The sequence below is a fragment of the Serratia sp. TSA_7 genome (assembly GCF_052692135.1).
On record NZ_JBQZFU010000012.1, the window covers coordinates 85,540 to 104,837 of the forward strand.

Genomic DNA, 19,298 nt, shown 5'->3' on the forward strand with positions numbered 1-19,298 from the left:
TTGTATGACATCCTTCAAGATCAAAAATGAATCACTATTGCGCCGCAATCAATCGCCAGCGCTGTAAATTGAAATGGCGATCACAAAATAAATTTATGACGCCTTGGCGGGGTCCAGCCACGCAAAAATGCGGTGAAAAACTTCACACCTGTAGCGCGGCGTGCTATACCACAGGCATGTTGTAGGACAACTTATGCGACGGATATCATGAGTCTTCAATCAATCCAAAAACACAACGTGGTCAACGCGGTTTACGAACAAATTAAAGAAAAACTGTTGGACGGCAGTTGGCCGCCGGGGAGCAAACTGCCTTCAGAAGCCGAACTGACCGCCTCTTTCAACGTCAGCCGGGTCAGCATTCGCAGCGCGGTGCAGCGGCTGCGCGATTTGGGCATTGTGGTGACCCATCAGGGCAAAGGCAGCTTCGTCGCCAAACACCTCAATCCGCAAAACCTGTTCAACGAACAGCAACCCATCATGCACCTCAGCCGTGAAGAGTTTCACGACATGATGGTGTTCCGCCAAACGGTGGAGTTCAAATGCATGGAGCTGGCGGTATTAAACGCCACACCGAAAGACATCACCGCGCTGGAACAGGCGCTGAACCGCATGCTGGTCAACAAGGACGATTACAAGAAGTACTCCCAGGCCGATTTCGAGTTTCATCTCGCGATCGCCAAAGCGTCGCAGAACAAAGTGTTCTACAACGTGATGCACTCGATCAAAGACACCTATTACTACTATCTGGAAGAACTGAACCGGGCACTGGGCATCTCGCTGGAAAGCGTCGAGGCGCACATCAAGGTGTTTATGGCGATTAAAAACCGCGACTCTTCTACCGCCGTTGCGGTACTCAATGAAGCGATGGCGGAGAACGTCATCGCCATCGAAAAACTCAAGAAGACAGCATCGGGCAACGAGTGATTCGCTTGAGGGCGCAATAAATGCGCCCTCAAGCGATGTTAAGGCCGGGATGCCGTGCCGTCCGGCGTGCGCGCCAGCGTCCAGGACGGGATCCCGCCGATGCACGGATACTGCGCCGCTTTTTTCTCATCGATATCGATGCCCAACCCTGGGCGATCGCTCAGGTAGGCGTAACCCCGCTCAATGTCCGGGCAACCGGTGAACACCTCGCGCAGCGCGTCATTCATCGGCGTGTACTCTTGAATACCGAAATTGGTGAGGCTCATGTCCAGGTGCAGGTTAGCCGCTACGCCGACCGGCGAAATATCCCCCGGCCCGTGCCATGCGGTGCGTACCCCGTGGATTTCACTCAGCGTCGCCAGTTTTTTCGCCGGGGTTATGCCGCCGATGGTGCTGACGTGACAGCGGATGTAATCGATCAGATTGTGGGTAATCAGCGTTCTCCAGTCATTGACGTTGGTAAACAACTCCCCCATTGAGATCGGCGTAGAGGACTGTTGGCGCAGCATTTTCAACCAATCGATATTTTCCGGCGCCACCGGATCTTCCAGATAAAACAGCTGGTACTGTTCCAGCGTTTTAGCCAATTGAATGGCCGCGATCGGCGTCACCCGCTCATGCACATCGTGGATAAACTCGATGCCGAACCCCAGCTTGTCGCGCAAGTGTTCAAACAGACGCGGCACACTTCGCACGTAGGCGTCCGGATCAAAATAAATGCCCGGCGTGCTGCTGCGCGGCGAACGTTTGGGTTGAATGTTTTTTGCCCGCGCCAACTGAGTGGCGATCAGCTTCAGGTCATCCGTCCCCGCCCCGCCGTACATCCCCATCTGGCAACGCACGTATTGGTAACCCTCTTCCATACGCGCACGAATGTTGTCCTCCACCTCGAATTCATCGCTGCCGTCGGTGTGGCAATACAGCGGAATGCCATCGCGACACTGGCCCCCCAGCAGTTCATACACCGGCAAACCGGCGACCTTGCCTTTGATATCCCACAGCGCCATATCGACGCCGGACAGCGCATTGTTCATGATCGGCCCGCTGCGCCAGTAACCGCTTACGCAGGCGGATTGCCAGATATCCTCGATCCGCGCCGGATCCTTACCGATTAAAAACGGCGCCATGTAATCGTCAATTGCCGTTTTCACCGCATGTATGCGTTGAGTGAAGGTCGCGCACCCCAGCCCATACAGCCCAGGTTGGTTGGTCTCTACCTTCACTACCGCCAGATCGATGCCGCCCGGGGCGGTGAGAATGGTTTTCACGCCGGTGATTTTTAGATTGCCCACTGGAAACTCCTTTGATCGCAAACTTATAAGTTGTCCTACAAGATAAAGAAATTTATATCACCGATGACGCAAGCCCTAAAGCGCCAATTAAAAATTATGTGCGCTGCGTCATACTGTAAAACACAGACAAAATAACTAATTGTTTTATATACAATTTTAAAGCCCTCCTTCCCACAATGAAATTTTCTTTTGTGATCGAAGTTTCAAAAACCGTTTAACCGCATTGATTTCCATCAAGGCTTACCGCAATTTTAATATGAATGATGTCATACAAGCTGTTGGCGCAACATTTCGCATAATGCCCCAACGGCCCGGCAGGCATCAGGATCATTTAACCAACCATAAGGGGTTGATATGTCTGCTCTGTTTGATTTAACGGGGAAAACGGCGCTGGTGACCGGTTCCACCCGCGGATTAGGTTTTTCCTACGCTGAGGGGCTGGCGGCAGCCGGTGCCGCCGTTATCCTTAACGGCACCCAACCCGCGACGGTACAGGCAGCGGTCGAACGCTTGCAATCGCAAGGCCACCGGGCACGCGGTTTTGCTTTTGACGTGACCGATGAACAAGCCATTGAAGCGGTATTCAGCCAGCTCGATCGGGAGCACGTCGAAGTCGACATCGTGATCAACAACGCCGGCATTCAATATCGCAAACCGCTGGTCGATCTGGAGTTGGCGCAGTGGCAACGCGTGCTCGATACCAACCTGACCAGCGCCTTTATCGTTGCCCGTTCCGCCGCAAAGCGGATGATCGCCCGCGGCAAGGGCGGAAAAATCATCAATATCGGCTCGCTGACCAGCCAGGCGGCCCGCGCGACGGTAGCGCCTTATACCGCCGCCAAGGGCGGCATCAAGATGCTGACCTGCTCAATGGCGGCCGAATGGGCCGAATTTAACATTCAGTCCAATGCCATTGGCCCAGGTTATATTCTGACCGATATGAATGCCGCGCTGGTTGACAACCCAGCCTTCGACAGCTGGGTGAAAGCCAGCAATCCCTCAAAGCGCTGGGGCAAACCGGAGGAGTTGATCGGCACCGCCGTCTATCTGGCTTCCGACGCGTCCAATTACGTTAACGGGCAAATCATTTACGTCGATGGCGGTTGGCTTGCCGTGTTGTAATTTTCCCACAGCCTCCGAATGCGTATTTGCCCACGGCGGGCATACCGCCCCTGTACCCAAAAAACCTATAAAAACAAGTCACTCACCAGGACAAAAAAATGAAAGCAACAAAGTCGCGATTCTTTATTCTGTCGCTGTTGTTTATCGTCACGGCAATAAATTATATGGACCGGGCCAACCTGTCCGTCGCCGGCAGCAAGATTCAGTCCGAATTCGATCTCAGCGCCACCCAGTTGGGATTGCTGTTTTCCATGTTTACCTGGTTTTACGCCGCCAGCCAGATCCCGGTCGGTTACGTGCTGGATCGCATCGGCTCGCGCATTCTGTACGGCAGCGCCATTATTTTATGGAGCCTGTTTACCTTCATGATGGGGTTTGCCTCGCACCATTTATTCGCCACCGCGACCGCGTCATTCCTGATGCTGCTGGCCTGCCGGGCGCTGATTGGCGTTGCCGAAGCCCCTTCCTTCCCATCCAACACCAAGATCATCGCCAGTTGGTTTCCCGACCATGAGCGTGCGCGCGCCACGGCCATTTACTCCAGTGCGCAGTATATCGGTCTGGCGCTGTTAACCCCGGCGCTCTCCTACATAGTGGCGGAATACGGTTGGGAGATGTCGTTCTATCTGTCTGGCGGCGTCGGCATTCTGTTCGGCATCTATTGGTTGATCGCCTACCGCGATCCGCAGCACAGCCGCAAAACCAATCAGCGGGAGCTGGATTATATTCGCGAAGGTGGCGGTTACGGCTCCAAAAACCAGGCTAACGTCAGCGAAAAAGTGCGCTGGAGCGATATCGCCTTTTTCCTCAGGCAGCGCACCGTTTGGGGATTGTTCATCGCCCAGTTCGCCTGTTCCTCCACGCTCTATTTCTTCCTGACCTGGTTTATCGTTTACCTGGAAAAAGGGTTGCACCTGCCGATAGCCAAAGCCGGGCTGGGCGCGTCCTTCCCCTACCTGATGGCGATGGCCGGCGTGCTGTGCGGCGGCACGCTGAGCGATATGCTGCTGAAAAAGGGCAAGTCCCGCACCTTTGCCCGCAAACTGCCGGTCATGTCGGGCCTGTTCCTGACCATGATTATCTGCCTGGTCAACTTTTTCGAAGACCAACCGGTGATCGCCATCGCCATTTTGTCCATCGCCTTCTTCGCCAACGCCTTCTCCAATTTGGGCTGGGTGGTCTGGAGCGATGTGATCCCGCGCAATTTCATCGGCACCATGGGCGGCTGCCTGAACATCTGCGGCAACCTTTCCGGCATCGTCAGCCCGATCGTCATTGGCGTCATTTTGCAACGCACCAATAACTTCCACTATGCGATGTGGTATATCGCCGCCGTCGCGCTAATGGGCCTGCTGGCGTATACCTTCCTGGTCGGCAAGATTGAGGTGCTCGTTCCCCCGAAACCGGAAAAACCCTTACCGCCGCACGCCAACGCGGACCTCCACAACATTGAGGCAAAATAATGAGCAAAAAAACCCTAAGCTGCAAAGCCTGCTTCGCCTACGGTGAAAAAGACGTGCGCGTTGAGCTGCGCGAGCTGGAATACGATGAGAATGACGTGTTGGTGAAGGTGGAACGCGGCGGCATCTGCGGCTCCGATATCCATTATTACCAGCACGGCCGCGCCGGCATGTCGGTCCTCAAACACCCGATGGTGGTCGGGCATGAATTCGTCGGTACCGTCAGCCAGGCCCCCGCCGGATCGGCACTGCGGGTGGGGCAGCGGGTGGCGGTCAACCCATCGCAACCCTGCAATCATTGCCAATACTGTCTGGCGGGCAAACAAAACCTGTGCGCCACCATGCGCTTTATGGGCAGCGCGCAGTTTAATCCGCACGTTAACGGCGGTTTTTCCGAATACGTGGTGGCAACGGAACAACAATGCATTCCTTACCGCGATAACGTCGCGCCACAGATGATGGCCTTTGCCGAACCGCTGGCGGTTGCCATTCATGCAGTCAACGTTGCCGGTACGCTGGTGGGGAAACGCGTGCTGGTGATAGGCGCAGGCCCCATCGGCTGCCTGATCCTCGCCGCTGCACGCAGCGCCGGCGCGTCCGAACTGGTCGCCTCCGATGTCAGTGACCGTTGCCTGACGCTGGCCCGGCAAATGGGCGCCACCGCCACCTTCAACCCGCTGAACGAGGGCAGTGCTGCGCCTTATCAGGAAAACAAAGGCTATTTCGACGTGGTGTTTGAAGCTTCCGGCAGCCCGGCGGCCATAGCCTCAACCGTGGCCCTGGCCCGCCCCGCCGGCACCGTGGTGCAAGTGGGCATGGGCGCCAACAGCGTCGATTATCCGGTCATGCCCATGCTGGTGAAGGAAATCCGTTGGATCGGTTCGTTCCGCTTCGTCGACGAATTTGCTACCGCCGTTAAATGGTTGCAGGACGGCCGCATCGACCCGTTGCCTCTGCTCAGTGGCGAATACCCGCCGGAAGCGATTGAAAATGCGCTGATCGCCGCCGCCGACAAAAACCTGTCTTCCAAGGTGCAAATTCGATTCTGACCGACTCATCGCCAGGGCTGAGCCTGCTCAGCCCATTTCATACTGCACAATCAACTGCCCTTTTTTCATCTTCACCGCCGTGATGGTCACCGCGCCCAGCTCGCTCAGCGAGGCCACGTGGGTGCCGCCGCAGCCGTAAACGGGCAGATCGCCGAAACCTACCTGACGCACGCCATCGACGTCCAACTGCCTGCGCGGCAAATTGGCCGCAATCAGCCGTTGCAGTTCCGCCTGCAGGGCACCTTGCTCCAGCGTTTGCGGGTCTGCGCCCGGCGCAAAGGTGATGCGCCCTTCACCTGGCCAATGATGCGCCTTCATCGGTTGCCAGCCGTGGTTTTCCCCTACCCAGCCAATCAGATGGCCGGCGGAATGCCAACGGGCATGCAACCGGCGCCGCTCGCCATCCACCTGTTGGTTCACCGGCCCGGCGCTCACGGGTTCGGCGGTGAAATGCAGCACCTTCTCGCCCTGCTGCGCCACGCGCAGTACCGGGATGGCGCCGAGAGCACCGGTATCGGCCTGTTGCCCGCCGCCCTGCGGGTGGAACAGCGTCGCGCTCAGCTCCACGGCATATCCGCCGTCTTCGACCGGGGTGCAGGCCAACACCTGCGCTTCGCCCTGTAGCTCGTCGCTGTAATAATAAAGTCGTTCAGTCATGGCTTTCTCCTGGTTACGGAACTCCGCCTAGTATATTCATGCCATAATCAAAGGATAATCCGTCTTCTTTACAATGGACCTTTGCGCCGTGAGCACAAATCTATCCCATTCTCTGCTGGCCGAAATGGCCGTTTTCGTTCAGGTGGTGGAAAGCGGCAGCTTCTCCGCCGCCGCCCGCCTGCTGGGCACCTCGCCCTCGGCCACCAGCCGCAGCGTGGCGAAACTCGAACAGGCACTGGCGCTGCAACTGCTGCATCGCACTACCCGCAAGCTGCGCCTGAGCGAACAGGGCGAAGAAGCCTTCCTGCGCTGCCGCAACATGCTGGAGGCCGCGCATTCGGTGATGGAAATCAGCGGCCAGGGCGCCGTAGAACCGGAAGGCTTGATCAGCGTCAGCGTCCCCAAAGCGGTAGGCCGCTTCGTGCTGCACCCGCATATCCCGGCATTTTTGCGCCGCTACCCCAAGGTGGACGTGCATCTGCGGCTGGAAGACCGCTATATGGACCTGATTGACGATCGGGTCGATCTGGCGTTACGCATTACCGATCGCCCATCGCCCGGGCTGATCGGCCGCCAGCTGATGACGATAGAACACCTGTTGTGCGCCACGCCGGAGTATCTGGCGCAGCACGGCACGCCACAACAGCCGCAGGATTTGGCACAGCACAGCTGCATTTATCTGGGGGAAACGCCCAACGACGCCCGCTGGAAATTCCGTCGCGCCGGCAAAACGATCGCGGTGAACGTGCGCGGCCGCTATGCCGCCAACCATACCGGCGTGCGGCTGGATGCGGTGAAACAGCACCTCGGCATCGGCAGCCTGCCCTATTTTACCGCCCGGCAGGCGCTGGACAGCGGTGAAGTGGTGCAGGTGCTGCCGGAGTGGGATTTCCTCAGCAGCTACCACGGCGGCCTGTGGCTGCTGTATGCACCCAACCAGCATCTGCCGCCCAAACTGCGGGTGTTTATCGATTATCTGGTCGCCTGCCTGGCCAAAGAGCCGCAGCTAAAGCGCCTTGCGTAAGGTGATGTTGATCCTGTGCGGCCCCACCAGCGAATGGTAGCCCTCTTTGATCGGCATAATGCCGTGAAAGCACAGCCGCGACGGCCCGCCCCACACGACGACGTCGCCGTGCGCCAGGGGAATGCGCTGGGCCCGGTCACTGCGCTGCATGCCGCCGAACTGGAACACCGCCGGTAATCCCAGTGAGACCGACACTATCGGTGAGCCAAAATCGTGTTCGTCTTTATCCTGATGCAGCGACAGCTTGCTGCCGGGATCGTAGCGGTTAATCAGGCACGAATCCGGCACGAACGGCGCAAAGCCCGCCTGCTGCGCCGCTTCGTCCGCCAGCGCCATAAAAATAGCCGGGATGGGCGGCCAACGTTTGCCGCTGCGCGAATCGCGCTCGGAGTAACGGTAGCCGCGGCTGTCGCTGCTCCAACCATTGCCGCACCAGCTCATCGCCACCGACATCACATGGCCGCCCGGCGTGGTCATGTGCCGCCACGGCACCTGCGCGATCACCCCCTTCACCGCCGCCAACAGTTCCGGCCCGTGGTCGCGCACAAAACCGTGCATCACCACCGCGCCCGGAGCGATCTGCTCGCGCCACGGCGGCGGCACGGCGTCTTCGAAAAGATCGAGAGTCATGAATTAAAAGCCTGTATGAATACCCAGTACTTATTTTAACTTGCCGCCGAGGATTGTCCAGTGTGATGCGCACCATTGTTGTCGGCGCCAAACTTCTCTAGAGTACCTGCAATAAAATCAATAACCTTTCAGGATCGCACGTGATTAAAGGGATCGTTCTTTCGGTTGTCGCCTCGGTATTGTTCGCCGTGATGTATTACTACACCTCCACGCTGGCCCCGCTCGACGGCGAACAGGTCTTCGGCTGGCGCACCCTGCTGACGGTGCCGTTCCTGACGCTGTTTATGATTTTTTCCGCCGACTGGCGCCGGGTCAGCGAGACGCTGCGCTGGATCAAACAGCGGCCGCGCCGCCTGCTGTTTCTGCCGCTCAGTTCCGCGCTGTTGGGGGTTCAACTGTGGTTGTTCCTGTGGGCGCCACTGCACGGCAAGGCGCTGGAGGTGTCGCTCGGTTATTTCCTGCTGCCGCTGACCATGGTGCTGGCAGGGCGAGTGATTTTCCGCGATCGTCTTTCACTGCTGCAAAAGCTGGCGGTGGGTTGCGCCATTATCGGCGTCGGCAACGAGCTGTATCAGGTCGGCGGCGTCTCCTGGGCGACGCTGGTGGTAGCGCTGGGTTATCCGGTTTACTTTATTCTGCGTCGGCATTTCGGCACCGATAACCTTGGCGGGCTGTGGTGCGAACTGGCGCTGATGCTGCCGGTCGCCGGCTGGTTCGCCTTTGGCGGAAACGGGCCGCAGGCCGCATTGGCCACTCATCCGCTGCTGTATGTGCAGATCCCGCTGTTGGGTATTCTCAGTGCCTCCGCGCTGGTGTGTTATATCCTGGCCAGCCGCCTGCTGCCCTTCAGCCTGTTTGGTCTGCTGAGCTACGTGGAGCCGGTGCTGTTGGTGGTGGTGGCGCTGTTGCTGGGCGAGAGTATCGGCCGCGACGAATGGCTGACCTATATTCCGATCTGGCTGGCGGTGCTGTTGTTGGTGGCGGAAGGTACGCGTCATCTGTTGCGCCGCCGACAGAGACCGTGACGGCGTCACGTGAATTATTTAATTGATTTATAAATAGATAAACGTAGTTACATCGTCACTTTCATGCCAGTAACGCCCGCTAAAACGGCGGCCGGCGTGGCAATGCGCCGTGAGTGGCTTAAGCAGTTCCAGTTCAAAGGTCCGCTGTCGCGTATCTATCGCCACCATACGCGCATCGAGAAAATCAAAGTAGCAACCCACCTGCGGGTAAAGGGTTTTGAACAGGCTCTCCTTGGCGGAGAACGCCAGCGTCAGCAGTTGGTTAAACGCCTGCGGGCGCCGGCGCAGCGTTGCGCACTCTTCTTCGCCGACGATGGCGGTCCACAGTTCTTCGGCTCGTTCAGCCGGGATCAGCGTTTCAACGTCCAGCCCCACGCCACCCAGCCCGCTTTCCCGATGTATCGCGCACAGCGCGGTATCCGCATTATGGCTGAGCGCACCGGCAATTCCCTGCGGCCACTGCGGCGCGCGGTCTTCGCCCCGCTGCAGGGTAAAATCCGCAAACCCCAACGGTGCCAGCAATGCCCGCGCCAGATAACGCCCGGCCAGATACTCCGCCCGCCGCTTCGGCACCGCACGCGCCAGATGATCGGGGAGAGCCATACCGACGTCGCCGAAACAGCTGTCCTGATAGGCCGCCAGGGAAAAGCGGCAACGGGCAACCTGCCCCGGATAACCGTCCAGGTTCAGCCATTCGATGGTGGGGATAAAAGAAGAGAACACTTGTCGTCCAGGGTGAGTGTGCAGGCCGCTAATTTTAGACGCCAGATGGGCCGGCAACAACGATTATTCCTCTCCCCCCAACCGGAGGGAGAGGAACGGAAGGGTTACAGAATATCTTTCATGGTTTTTTCGAAATCGCTCCAGGCACAGAAGCCCTGTTTATCCACCGGGCAACCTTCCAGCGCCAGCGTCACGCGCTGCGGCGGCGTTTTCAGCGTCAGCGGGTTGGCATTGCGCAACTGGTCCGCAGACTGGTAGACGTACTCAATCTTCAGCAGGTCGCGATCGTTTTTCTTATCGTGCCAGCGCTGGAACACCAGTTTGCCGCCAATCGGCGTTTTCTCATACTGGTGCGGCAGCTGATAAGGCTTGAAGCGCATCGCCGACAGCAGCGAAGCGATGTTGGAGTCATGGCCCACCAGCACCGTCACCTTAGGCGCATCCGGTTTGCGTTCGCCAATCAAGGCGCCGTTGATGTAGGTCAGCAGCGGTTTGGCGACGTTCTGCGCCACCACTGACGAAGTGAACAGCGAATCCTGGTAACCGTCTTTCAACTGTGCCAGCTGTTTCCACTGCTGCGGCGTGGTTATCTTGCCCCAGGCCACGTCCTTCATCGGGAAGCCTTCGTAATATTGCAGCATGAAGGCATCCACCAGCGAGTTCCCCACCCGCAGCGGGCCGGCGACGCCCGGCTCTTTGCCCGGCACCGCGCTCATCTTGCTGGCTTCTTTGGTCAGATCGCAGTGCTTGTCGGTTTTACAGGCGCTGGACGCTTTGTAATCGATGATTTTCGCCAGTTGTTTGTAGGCGGCATCCAGCTTCAGCGAGGCCAGCTCGGTGTTCATCGCCCCCAGAGCCTGTTGATTGAAGGCTTCGCTGTTGTCGGTGATGATCGGGTTGAAGGTAGGATCCATCTCCCCCATTTTTTCCTGGTGGTGCACGCTGATGTCGCAGCCGGGGAATGCGCCGTTGGTAAAGAACTGCGCGGTCGCGACCGTGCGTTGCAGGCTGTTGGCGTAAACGTAAACGCTGCCGGCGGTCGGGCAGCCTTCCTGCGGCAATACGCCGGTCTGCTTGAGCCACTCGTTGAAATAGTGCCCCATATACACTTCCAGCACCCCGCCCTTGGTGGTCAACAAGCCACCCGGCGTATCCCAGGCCGGCCAGGCTTTGGGGGTAGATTGCGCCAGCACGCTGCCGTTATTGGCCAGCGGCGCACGCAGGTTGTGGCGGCTCATCAGCAGCACCTGTTCCAGCTGATAGTCGTTGGTGTCCGCCAGGGCATTCCCGGTCAACAATAAGGGCAAGCACAGCAATAACGTTTTTCTTCTCATCCGCAGAGGCTCCAGGAAAGTGATTATTTTGAATATGTTAGCTTTCGCCTCGCTATGATGGAGAGGTTATCCGGTGAAGTGTGTGACGAGTATCACGGGAGGAAGATCCGGCAAGCGGCCATCGGGAGATGGCCGCAGGCAACTCAATACCACAAACGCAGGATAGGCCAGCCGATCAACAGCAGCGCGGCGATATACACCACGCCGAGAATGCCGCCCATCCGCCAGTAATCTTTCGATTTCACGTAGCCGCAGCCGTAGATAATCACCCCCGGCCCGGTGGCGTACGGCGTCAGTACGCCCATGATGCCGATCGACAACACCAGCAGCATCGAAAGTTGCTCTAACGGCACGCCAGGCAGCCCTTTGCCGACCGCCAGGATCACCGGCAGCAGGGTGGCGGTATGCGCCGACAGGCTGGCGAACAGGTAGTGGGCGAAGTAGAACACCAGCACCAGCGCCACCACCGTCATGTTCGGCGAAAAGCCGTTCAGGTGGGTGCTCATGGTCTGGGCGAACCAGTCGATAAAGCCGGAGCGCGTCAGGCCGTTGGCCATCACCACCAACGTCGCCAGGTTAACCAGCGTGTTCCAGGCGCTGGAGTATTTGGTGATATCCTTCCACGACACCACGTGCAGCGCCAGCATCAGCGAGACCGCCAGCAGGCAGACCGTGGTGGCGTCCAGCCACTTGCCGCCGAACACCCACAGGCTCAGGCTGAACAGCACCAGGCCAATCAGGGTGCGCTCCTTGCGCGTCAGTTGGCCCATTTCACCCAGCGCGGTGTTGGCCCAGGCAGCCACTTCGCTGCTGTGGGTCACGCCCGGTTTGTACAGGTAATAGGAAATCAACGGCGCGACAATCAGCAGCAACAGCCCGACCGGCAGGAAGGCCAGGAACCACTGCATCCAGCTGATGTGCACCCCGGCAATTTTGCCGACAAACTCAATCCCCAACACGTTGGGTGCCGCGCCGGTGACGAACATCGACGAACTGATGCTGGTACCGACCACCATCATCCACATCAGGTAGCCGCCAATACGCCGCGACGAAGGGTCGTTGGGGAAGGAGTCAAACAGCGGCGGCAGGTTTTTCACCACCGGAAACACCGTGCCGCCGGTGCGTGCGGTGTTGGACGGGGTAAACGGCGCCAGCAGGATATCGATGATCACCACCGCGTAGCCGAGCGTCAGGGTACGCTTGCCCATAAACTTCACCAGGAACAGCGCGATACGCCGCCCAAGCCCGGTGGCCTCGTAGCCCAGCGCAAAGATGAACGCGCCGAATACCAGCCAGACGGTGGTGCTGGAGAAGCCCGCCAGCCCCCATTTCAACGCCTCTTTACCGGCCTTGAAACCCGGTTCCGCCAGTTCCTGCGCGCCAAACAGCACCCAGTTGGCGCTGAGCACGCTGAGAGTCACGGCGATAAAGCTGATGGCGGTAGCCGGGATCGGCTCCAGGATCATGCCGACAATCATCGCCACAAAGATGGCGAAATAGCGCCAGGCCTGCGGCGGCATGCCGTCGGGCGTGGGTATCAACAGCAGGATCGCGAGCACCAGCAACGGCACTATCGCTTTCCAGATTTTTTCCTGGGTTTGAGACATAAGACTCTCCTGATGAAGGGTTATTGTTTTTAGTTCGGTAATTGCGCCAGCAGCCAGGTGACGATCAACAGATCGGCGCTGCCGCCAGGGCTGAGGTGGCGAAGGATGCAATCGGCGTCGAACTGCCGCAGGCGTTGCCTGCCCCGTGCGCCCTGCGCCCCGCCCTGCGCCAACAGCCCATCGGCACGCCGCTGCAACCAGCACAACCCGGCCAGGCCGCCGCGCGAGGCGACGTTGGTGTCCTGATTGTGGGCCATCAGCCACAGCAGGCTGTCCATCAGCGCCGTCTGCTCATCGCAGCCCGCCTTCAGCCGTTGTCGGTAGAACGGCAGCGCGCCGTTGATCACTCGCTCAAAGCCGGACTCCGCCTCGCCGCGTGCGCCGCTCAGGCCATGTTCGGCAAACAACCTCTGGCCGGCGGTCTGCAATGCGTTTCGGGTTTGCAGCTCGCCGGCCACCAGCCCACGACACATGGCCGCCACCTCGGCGCACAGCGTTGCGGCATCGATCTTCTTTTGCTGCTGATAACGGCGGCCAAAAGCGGCGCACAACAGGCCGAGGGAAAACACGCTGCCTTTATGGGTGTTGACGCCGCCGGTGGCCCGGAACATATGGTTTTCGCAGGCCAGGCCCAGCGGGCGCAGCCGCAACAGCTGTTCGTCAGCCGGGCGCGCCGCATCGTCGCACCCCTGTTGGATAAAACGCGGCAGCCAGATGCCGATGGCGCGGGCGCTGCGATAAAAGTGACCGAGGTTCATATCGCGGTGAGCGCCGTTGTTATGGCGATCCACCAGCCCCGGTTTGGGCGTGAGGTTCACTTCCACCAACAGTGCGCGGTAGGCGGTGCGGGCGAAATCCTGTACCGCCGTTTGCGGCGCACGCCTGGCAGGGTTAACGGGCTGAGAGCGCATCGTTGAGCATCCTTTCCATTTGCTGCAGCAGCTGTTCGCTGCCGTGTCGCCGTTGGCGGGCGCACACTTTGGCCGGCTGGCCGCACAACAGGCAGCGACGTTCCGCCAGCCCCAGATCGCGCCGCGACAAAATACGCCCCTGGGCGTCCAGCACGTCGATATCCCACAGCCGGCCAATCGGCTGTTGCACCTCTAACTGCATGGCGCAGTCCTTCACCCGCCGGGCATCGGCCTGCAACGCCAGAAAGCCTTCGCAGCCGGTGGCGAGCGCCAGCGTTTCGGCCTGCAGACAGCGCCAACCTTGCTCGCGCCATAGTTGTTGCAGCGCCTGCCAACCGAGGTTGAAGATGTTGCGCGTCAACGCGCTGTCTTTTCGCGCACCGGGCACCACCAGCGTCAACACCAACAGCGTGGATTGATGGCGCGCCAGCCATGCCTGTTGGCGCGCCTGACGGCAATCGCGACTGGTGAGCAGTTCCGGCAGGCTTACGGCGCGGTTGGCGGCCAGTTCGGGGGCAACGTAAGCCATAGGATTACTCCGCCACCTGATGCACCACGTCGATCACCGAACCGTCGCGGTAACGCACCACCGCCACCACCTTATCGGTAAAGGCGATCGGCTCAGGCTCGCCGGTCAGCAGCAAAGCGCGGCGGCGCAGCCAGTCGATACCGACCACCGGCAAACCGGCCTCCTGCAACCGCTGCGCCAGCTCCGGGCGTGTCGGGTTGACGGCAATACCGTGATCGGTAACCAAAATGTCGATGCTGAAACCCGGGGTCACGCAGGTGGTCACCTGCTCCACCAACGTCGGAATGCGCCCGCGTACCAGCGGCGCCACGATGATCGCCAGCCGCGCCGCCGCCGCAGTGTCGCAGTGGCCGCCGGAAGCGCCCCGCAGCACGCCATCGGAGCCGGTCAGTACGTTGACGTTAAAATCGGTGTCGATCTCCAGCGCGCTCAGCACCACCACGTCGAGCCTGTCGACCGTGGCCCCCTTCGAGCTGAAGTTGGCGTACTGGTTGGCGCTGATCTCAATGTGGTGGGGATTGCGCGCCAAAGACATCGCCGCCACGCGGTCAAAGCTCTGCACGTCCATCAGCCGGCCGATCAGCCCTTTTTCATGCAGATCCACCATGGTCGAGGTGATGCCGCCGAGGGCGAAACCGGCGCGAATGCCGCGTGCCCGCATTTTGTCTTCCAGAAAACGCGTCACCGCCAACGAAGCGCCGCCGGTGCCGGTTTGCAGCGAGAAACCTTCGGTAAAATAGCCGGACCCGGCAATCACCTCGGCGGCGCGGCGGGCAATCAGCAGCTCACGCGGGTTGGAGGTCATGCGCGTGGCGTCGGCGCCAATCTTGTCGGCGTCCCCCACCCGCGGCAGTTGTACGATCAGATCCACCCGATCCTGCGCCAGGCTGGCCGGATGGTGCGGATAAGGCACTATCGATTCGGTTAACAACACCACGGTGCCCGCCGCGTCGGCATCCACTTTGGCATAGCCGAGCGAGCCGCAGCAGGCTTCGCCGCTGTAACCGTTGGCATTGCCGAAATCATCGCAGGCCGGTACGCCGAGGAAGGCAACGTCAATCTTCAACTCGCCGGACTCGATCAGGTTGACCCGGCCACCGTGGGAATGGATTTGTACCGGTTCGGCCAGCAGGCCGCGCGAGATCGCTTCCGCCAACGGACCGCGCAGGCCCGACGTGTAGAGGCGGCTCACGACCCCGTGACGAATGTGGTCGACCAGCGGCGCATGGCATTCGCTTAGCGAGCTTGAAGCCAGCGTCAGGTTGCGGAACCCCATCGCCGCCAGCGTCTCCATTACCTGATTCAGCGCCAGGTCACCGCCGCGAAACGCATGGTGGAAGGAGATGGTCATGCCGTCCTGTAACCCACTGCGGTGCACCGCCTGTTCCAGCGAGTCACAGCGTTTAGCATCACGCGATTTGCGGGCCTGTTGATTGGCCTTGGAGGCATCCTGATAGCAACGCAGGTCCGCCAGGATGTTCAAGGGCATCAGTCGTTGTTGACGTTTCATTGTGCTTCTTCTCCCTGCTGAACCGGCTCTTCGCGGATGCCGGAAAGCGCTGCGCGTTGCAAGACCAGCCGGGCGCGTTCAATCACCGGGCTGTCGACCATTTTGCCGTTGAGCGACACCACCCCACGCCCTTCCTGCTCTGCCGCTGCGGCGGCGTCCACCACGCGCTGGGCATGGGCCACCTCTTTGGCGGTCGGCGCATACAGGTTGTGCAGCAGTTCGATCTGCCGGGGATTGATCAGGGATTTGCCGTCGAAACCGAGCTGTTTGATCAGCGCCGCTTCCTGGAGGAATCCGGCTTCGTTGTTGGCGTCGGAATACACGGTATCGAACGCCTGAATGCCGGCGGCCCGCGCCGCCTGCAACAGCGAGCAGCGTGCAAACAGCAGTTCGATGCCCTCCGGCGAACGCTCGGTGCGCAGGTTGCGCACGTAGTCCTCCGCGCCCAGAGCAATGCCGATCAGGCGAGGCGAGGCATGGGCAATCGCCACCGCGTGGGTGATGCCCGCCGCCGATTCAATCGCCGCCAGCAGGCCGGTGCTGCCGACCGGGCGGCCGCAGTCGGCTTCGATGGCGGCTATCTCGCGTTCCATCTCCACCACGTCCTGTGCGCTGTCGGTTTTCGGCAGGCGCACGATATCCGCCCCGCCGCGCACCACCGCCTGGAGATCCGCCAACCCGTAGGCGGAATCCAGCGCGTTGACCCGCACTATGGTTTCCACTTCCCGGTACAAAGGATGTTGCAGCGCGTGGTACACCAACCGCCGCGCCGCGTCTTTTTCACGCAGGATCACCGAGTCTTCCAGATCGAACATCAGTGCATCGGCCTGATAGATAAAGGCGTTGCTCACCATGGCCGCATTGGCACCGGGAACGAACAGCATGCTGCGGCGCACGCGGTGTTTATTCAGCGTTTTCATCGCAGGCCCCCCACGGCAGTTGGCCATTGTCGCTGGCGCGCATCAGTGCGGTTTCCAGCCGGGCGCGCAGCACGCAGTCGAGCGCGCCTTTGTCGTCCACCATCACCTGCACCGGCTCCACCTGATAACGCTGCAGCACCTCGAGCAGCGTGTGGCGGATGGCTTGGCCGAACTGTTTTTCCACGCTGCTGGCGATCAGCAGATCGTGCTCCGGCCCCTCGGCGGGTGCGATGCGCACCATGACATCGCTGGATTCCAGCGTGCCGGCCATTGCTTCTCGGATAATTTTCATCGTTCACCTGATTGTGCGGATACAAAGGGTTTGGCCGCCGGTTTGGCCCGGCGCTGCGTTTGCAAATCTTGCAGGTAATAAAGGGTGTCTGGCGGTACCAACGGCGCGGCGGCGTGGAAATCCCCCGCCGCCAGCAGCTTGCGCACCCAGGAGGCGGAGATCGCCGTGCCCTGATATTGCAAACGCTCAATTTCCACCAGGGCGATCGGCGGGCTGGGCAGTTCCGGCGTTTCCAGCCAATAGCGCATATCGCGGTTGTACTTGGCCGTGACCGCGCAGAACGGCTCGTTGCCGACAAAACGGTGGGTGATGCCCAGCGCGGGCGCCAGGTACTGCCGAAAGATCTTCAGATCGATTTCGGTATAACAGTCATCGGCAATACCCTGATCTTTAATGAAATAACAAGGGAAAGTGGCGCGGGATATGACGTATTGCGATCCTTCGTGTACCTTCAGGTTGGCGATATCGGCAGTGCCCGCCAGCACCAGCCGCCGCCGATCCTCATAGCTGAAACGCGAGGTGTCTTCTTTCACCAGAAACAGGTGCAGCCAGTCGCATTTCGCCGCCGCCTGGCGCACCAGATATTGATGGCCGCGGGTAAAAGGATTGGCATTCATCACGATGCTGCCGATGCGCTTGCCTGGCCGCCGCTGGCCCGCCAACTGGGCCGCGTAGCGTTTCAGGCGGCATGGGCTGTTTTCCATCAGCACCACGATGCCCGGCACGCGGGCTATCGGATAGAAACCGCACTGGCGGAACAACGGCTCATTTTGCAGTTTGGTGTAGATAAACAGTTGGGTGTAATGACGTTCATAGGCCAGGTTCACCAGTTCGGTCGCCAGCGTCAGCGCCAACCCTTCGCCACGCATTTGCGGGCTGATGGCGACGCATTTGATAATATTCTCTGCAATGCCGCCGCAGGCGACCAACTTATCGTCCTGGGTCACGGTAATAAAAACCTCTACCGTAGTATCAATATTCAGATCGTTACTGCGCAGAAAAGCATTAATCTGCGCAATGTCTTTATGATCTGATCTTTTCACCCGATTAAATACGGCGCCGCCCAACATAATTGTCTCTCTGGAATAACCAATAAATAACAAAAAACCATTTTAATTAACATTAACAGGCAGAGATAAAACCTTTAAAACCATAAAGTTGAAATTAAAAATGGCGATAAATTAATTTAATGAAGCTATGGTAAACAGAAAAAAAACGCGAATTATTGACCTATTTCACAAACACTCACCCGGGAATAATTTATTTAATGTTTTTTATTTACTTAATTATTTTTATGGTGTTTATTCATAAGGCGACGTTTATTTTAAGTCACGATTAACTTACATTGATTTTGCATCTTTATTGCAAGTATGGGTTTATTTATGGAATGGCTAAATATTCTTATCGTCGAAGATGAAACGCCGCTGGCGGAGATGCATGCGGAGTTCATCAAGCAGAACGGCGGCGGCCGGCAAATCTGGTTGGCCGGCACGCTGGGGCAGGCGCGCATGATGGTGGAGCGGTTCAGACCGGATCTGATCCTGCTGGACAACTTCCTGCCCGACGGCCAGGGCATTGAACTGTTGCGCGAGTTGACCCTGAGCGGCTACACGGGCGGTATCGTGTTTATCACCGCCGCCAGCGATAGGGATACGGTAGCCGAAGCGCTACGTTGCGGGGTGTTCGATTACCTGATCAAACCCCTGGCCTACGATAGGTTGGCCGCTACCCTGCAGCGCTTCAGCCAGCGGCGCCAGGCGCTGAAAGATGACGCGCGCCTTAACCAGCGCCGTATTGACGAGATGTTCAATGCCTATTCGCGCGGTGAACAACAGGCGGCCTTGCCGGCGGGTATCGATGAACTCACGCTGGAAAAAGTACACGCCCTGTTCGCCCAACCTTTGGCCAGCCACACCGCCGAAAGCGTGGCGAAAATCATGGGGCTAAGCCGCACTACCGCGCGCCGTTATCTGGAGTTTTCCACCGCCGCCCGGCAGCTCCGCGCCGAGATCCTTTACGGCAAGGTGGGCCGCCCACAGCGGGTTTACCGCGCCAAAACCGAGGATTAAGCGGTTATTCGGCTCATCGTGCAAGATTGAAGGCAACCCATTCATTTCTCTGCGCCCGCCATCGATTCGGGGCATGAACGCAGAGGCAGCCTGAGGTATGACCGGATAAATCTGCCAAAAGCTCAACGGGTTGCGCATTCTGTAAGCAAACAGTCACAGAATGTGTAATCCGCCTTTGACATGCCGCCGACACCCCGTTAAGATTGCGGCCGTTCACACA

At 59.0% G+C, this 19,298-nt stretch carries 19 protein-coding genes; 7 read left to right on the forward strand and 12 right to left on the reverse strand.

Translation table 11 applies throughout. The features are described 5' to 3' along the window. The first annotated feature begins 207 nt into the window (after positions 1 to 207). Entirely contained in the window at positions 208 to 924 is a 717-nt protein-coding gene (locus ACUTQW_RS23775; protein ID WP_020439404.1) for a FadR/GntR family transcriptional regulator, read from the forward strand. Between the two features lie 38 nt (positions 925 to 962). Here ACUTQW_RS23775 and ACUTQW_RS23780 read toward each other — a convergent pair whose 3' ends face one another. Then, positions 963 to 2,216, reverse strand: coding sequence for an enolase C-terminal domain-like protein (locus ACUTQW_RS23780; RefSeq protein ID WP_004946762.1), 1,254 nt, complete (start codon positions 2,214 to 2,216; stop codon positions 963 to 965). Positions 2,217 to 2,570: 354 nt separating this feature from the next. Between ACUTQW_RS23780 and ACUTQW_RS23785 the strand changes: the two genes are divergently transcribed. From ACUTQW_RS23785 to idnD, 3 genes are all read left to right on the forward strand, one after another. Further along, complete coding sequence (locus ACUTQW_RS23785) at positions 2,571 to 3,338, forward strand: SDR family oxidoreductase (RefSeq protein ID WP_020439405.1); 768 nt, start codon at positions 2,571 to 2,573, stop codon at positions 3,336 to 3,338. 98 nt (positions 3,339 to 3,436) lie between these two features. Beyond that, positions 3,437 to 4,801 carry an MFS transporter gene (locus ACUTQW_RS23790; protein WP_020439406.1) on the forward strand — a complete coding sequence of 455 codons (1,365 nt, stop codon included), beginning with the start codon at positions 3,437 to 3,439 and terminating at the stop codon, positions 4,799 to 4,801. Beyond that, positions 4,801 to 5,847, forward strand: a complete 1,047-nt coding sequence (idnD, locus tag ACUTQW_RS23795; protein WP_445654990.1) for an L-idonate 5-dehydrogenase — start codon at positions 4,801 to 4,803, stop codon at positions 5,845 to 5,847. Before ACUTQW_RS23790 ends, idnD begins: the two co-directional genes overlap by 1 nt. 27 nt (positions 5,848 to 5,874) lie before the next feature. Here the strand turns inward: idnD and ACUTQW_RS23800 are convergent, their stop codons facing one another. Then, complete coding sequence (locus tag ACUTQW_RS23800; RefSeq protein WP_020439407.1) at positions 5,875 to 6,504, reverse strand: serine-tRNA(Ala) deacylase AlaX; 630 nt, start codon at positions 6,502 to 6,504, stop codon at positions 5,875 to 5,877. A gap of 88 nt (positions 6,505 to 6,592) precedes the next feature. Here ACUTQW_RS23800 and ACUTQW_RS23805 point away from each other — a divergent pair, with 88 nt between their 5' ends. Beyond that, positions 6,593 to 7,528 carry a LysR family transcriptional regulator gene (locus ACUTQW_RS23805; protein ID WP_196758399.1) on the forward strand — a complete coding sequence of 312 codons (936 nt, stop codon included), beginning with the start codon at positions 6,593 to 6,595 and terminating at the stop codon, positions 7,526 to 7,528. Here ACUTQW_RS23805 and alkB read toward each other — a convergent pair. Next, positions 7,511 to 8,158: a DNA oxidative demethylase AlkB gene (gene alkB / locus ACUTQW_RS23810; RefSeq protein WP_004946782.1), complete on the reverse strand. Its 648-nt coding sequence runs from the start codon at positions 8,156 to 8,158 to the stop codon at positions 7,511 to 7,513. The two genes, ACUTQW_RS23805 and alkB, sit on opposite strands and share 18 nt — an antisense overlap. A 140-nt stretch (positions 8,159 to 8,298) precedes the next feature. On the opposite strand from alkB, the gene rarD reads away from it, so the two are divergent. Next, a complete protein-coding gene (rarD, locus tag ACUTQW_RS23815; protein WP_020439409.1) occupies positions 8,299 to 9,183 on the forward strand; it encodes an EamA family transporter RarD in 885 nt (294 codons plus the stop codon). A 27-nt stretch (positions 9,184 to 9,210) separates the two neighbouring features. On the opposite strand, the gene ACUTQW_RS23820 is transcribed toward rarD, so the two are convergent. From ACUTQW_RS23820 to citC, 9 genes are all read right to left on the reverse strand, one after another. Then, on the reverse strand, positions 9,211 to 9,966 hold the full coding sequence (locus ACUTQW_RS23820; protein ID WP_020439410.1) for a 4'-phosphopantetheinyl transferase family protein: 756 nt from the start codon (positions 9,964 to 9,966) through the stop codon (positions 9,211 to 9,213). A 44-nt stretch (positions 9,967 to 10,010) separates the two neighbouring features. After that, positions 10,011 to 11,240: a bifunctional glucose-1-phosphatase/inositol phosphatase gene (agp, locus tag ACUTQW_RS23825; RefSeq protein WP_445654991.1), complete on the reverse strand. Its 1,230-nt coding sequence runs from the start codon at positions 11,238 to 11,240 to the stop codon at positions 10,011 to 10,013. Between the two features lie 143 nt (positions 11,241 to 11,383). Next, on the reverse strand, positions 11,384 to 12,847 hold the full coding sequence (locus ACUTQW_RS23830) for an anion permease (RefSeq protein WP_006326512.1): 1,464 nt from the start codon (positions 12,845 to 12,847) through the stop codon (positions 11,384 to 11,386). Positions 12,848 to 12,876: 29 nt separating this feature from the next. After that, positions 12,877 to 13,758 (reverse strand): triphosphoribosyl-dephospho-CoA synthase CitG, encoded by an 882-nt coding sequence (gene citG, locus ACUTQW_RS23835; protein WP_006326513.1) that lies wholly within the window; start codon positions 13,756 to 13,758, stop codon positions 12,877 to 12,879. Then, positions 13,739 to 14,287 carry a citrate lyase holo-[acyl-carrier protein] synthase gene (gene citX / locus ACUTQW_RS23840; protein ID WP_006326514.1) on the reverse strand — a complete coding sequence of 183 codons (549 nt, stop codon included), beginning with the start codon at positions 14,285 to 14,287 and terminating at the stop codon, positions 13,739 to 13,741. The genes citG and citX overlap by 20 nt, the downstream gene beginning before the upstream one ends. Before the next feature lie 4 nt (positions 14,288 to 14,291). After that, the gene (citF, locus tag ACUTQW_RS23845; RefSeq protein ID WP_037433239.1) at positions 14,292 to 15,797 is read right to left on the reverse strand and encodes a citrate lyase subunit alpha; all 1,506 of its coding nucleotides are present in this window, start codon (positions 15,795 to 15,797) and stop codon (positions 14,292 to 14,294) included. Continuing rightward, the gene (gene citE / locus ACUTQW_RS23850; RefSeq protein ID WP_006326516.1) at positions 15,794 to 16,717 is read right to left on the reverse strand and encodes a citrate (pro-3S)-lyase subunit beta; all 924 of its coding nucleotides are present in this window, start codon (positions 16,715 to 16,717) and stop codon (positions 15,794 to 15,796) included. Before citE ends, citF begins: the two co-directional genes overlap by 4 nt. Next, on the reverse strand, positions 16,701 to 17,009 hold the full coding sequence (citD, locus tag ACUTQW_RS23855; RefSeq protein WP_004946813.1) for a citrate lyase acyl carrier protein: 309 nt from the start codon (positions 17,007 to 17,009) through the stop codon (positions 16,701 to 16,703). The genes citE and citD overlap by 17 nt, the downstream gene beginning before the upstream one ends. Beyond that, on the reverse strand, positions 17,006 to 18,079 hold the full coding sequence (gene citC, locus ACUTQW_RS23860; protein ID WP_004946815.1) for a [citrate (pro-3S)-lyase] ligase: 1,074 nt from the start codon (positions 18,077 to 18,079) through the stop codon (positions 17,006 to 17,008). The genes citD and citC overlap by 4 nt, the downstream gene beginning before the upstream one ends. 312 nt (positions 18,080 to 18,391) lie before the next feature. Here citC and dpiA point away from each other — a divergent pair, with 312 nt between their 5' ends. Next, entirely contained in the window at positions 18,392 to 19,078 is a 687-nt protein-coding gene (gene dpiA, locus ACUTQW_RS23865; protein WP_006326519.1) for a two-component response regulator DpiA, read from the forward strand. Positions 19,079 to 19,298: the final 220 nt, after the last annotated feature.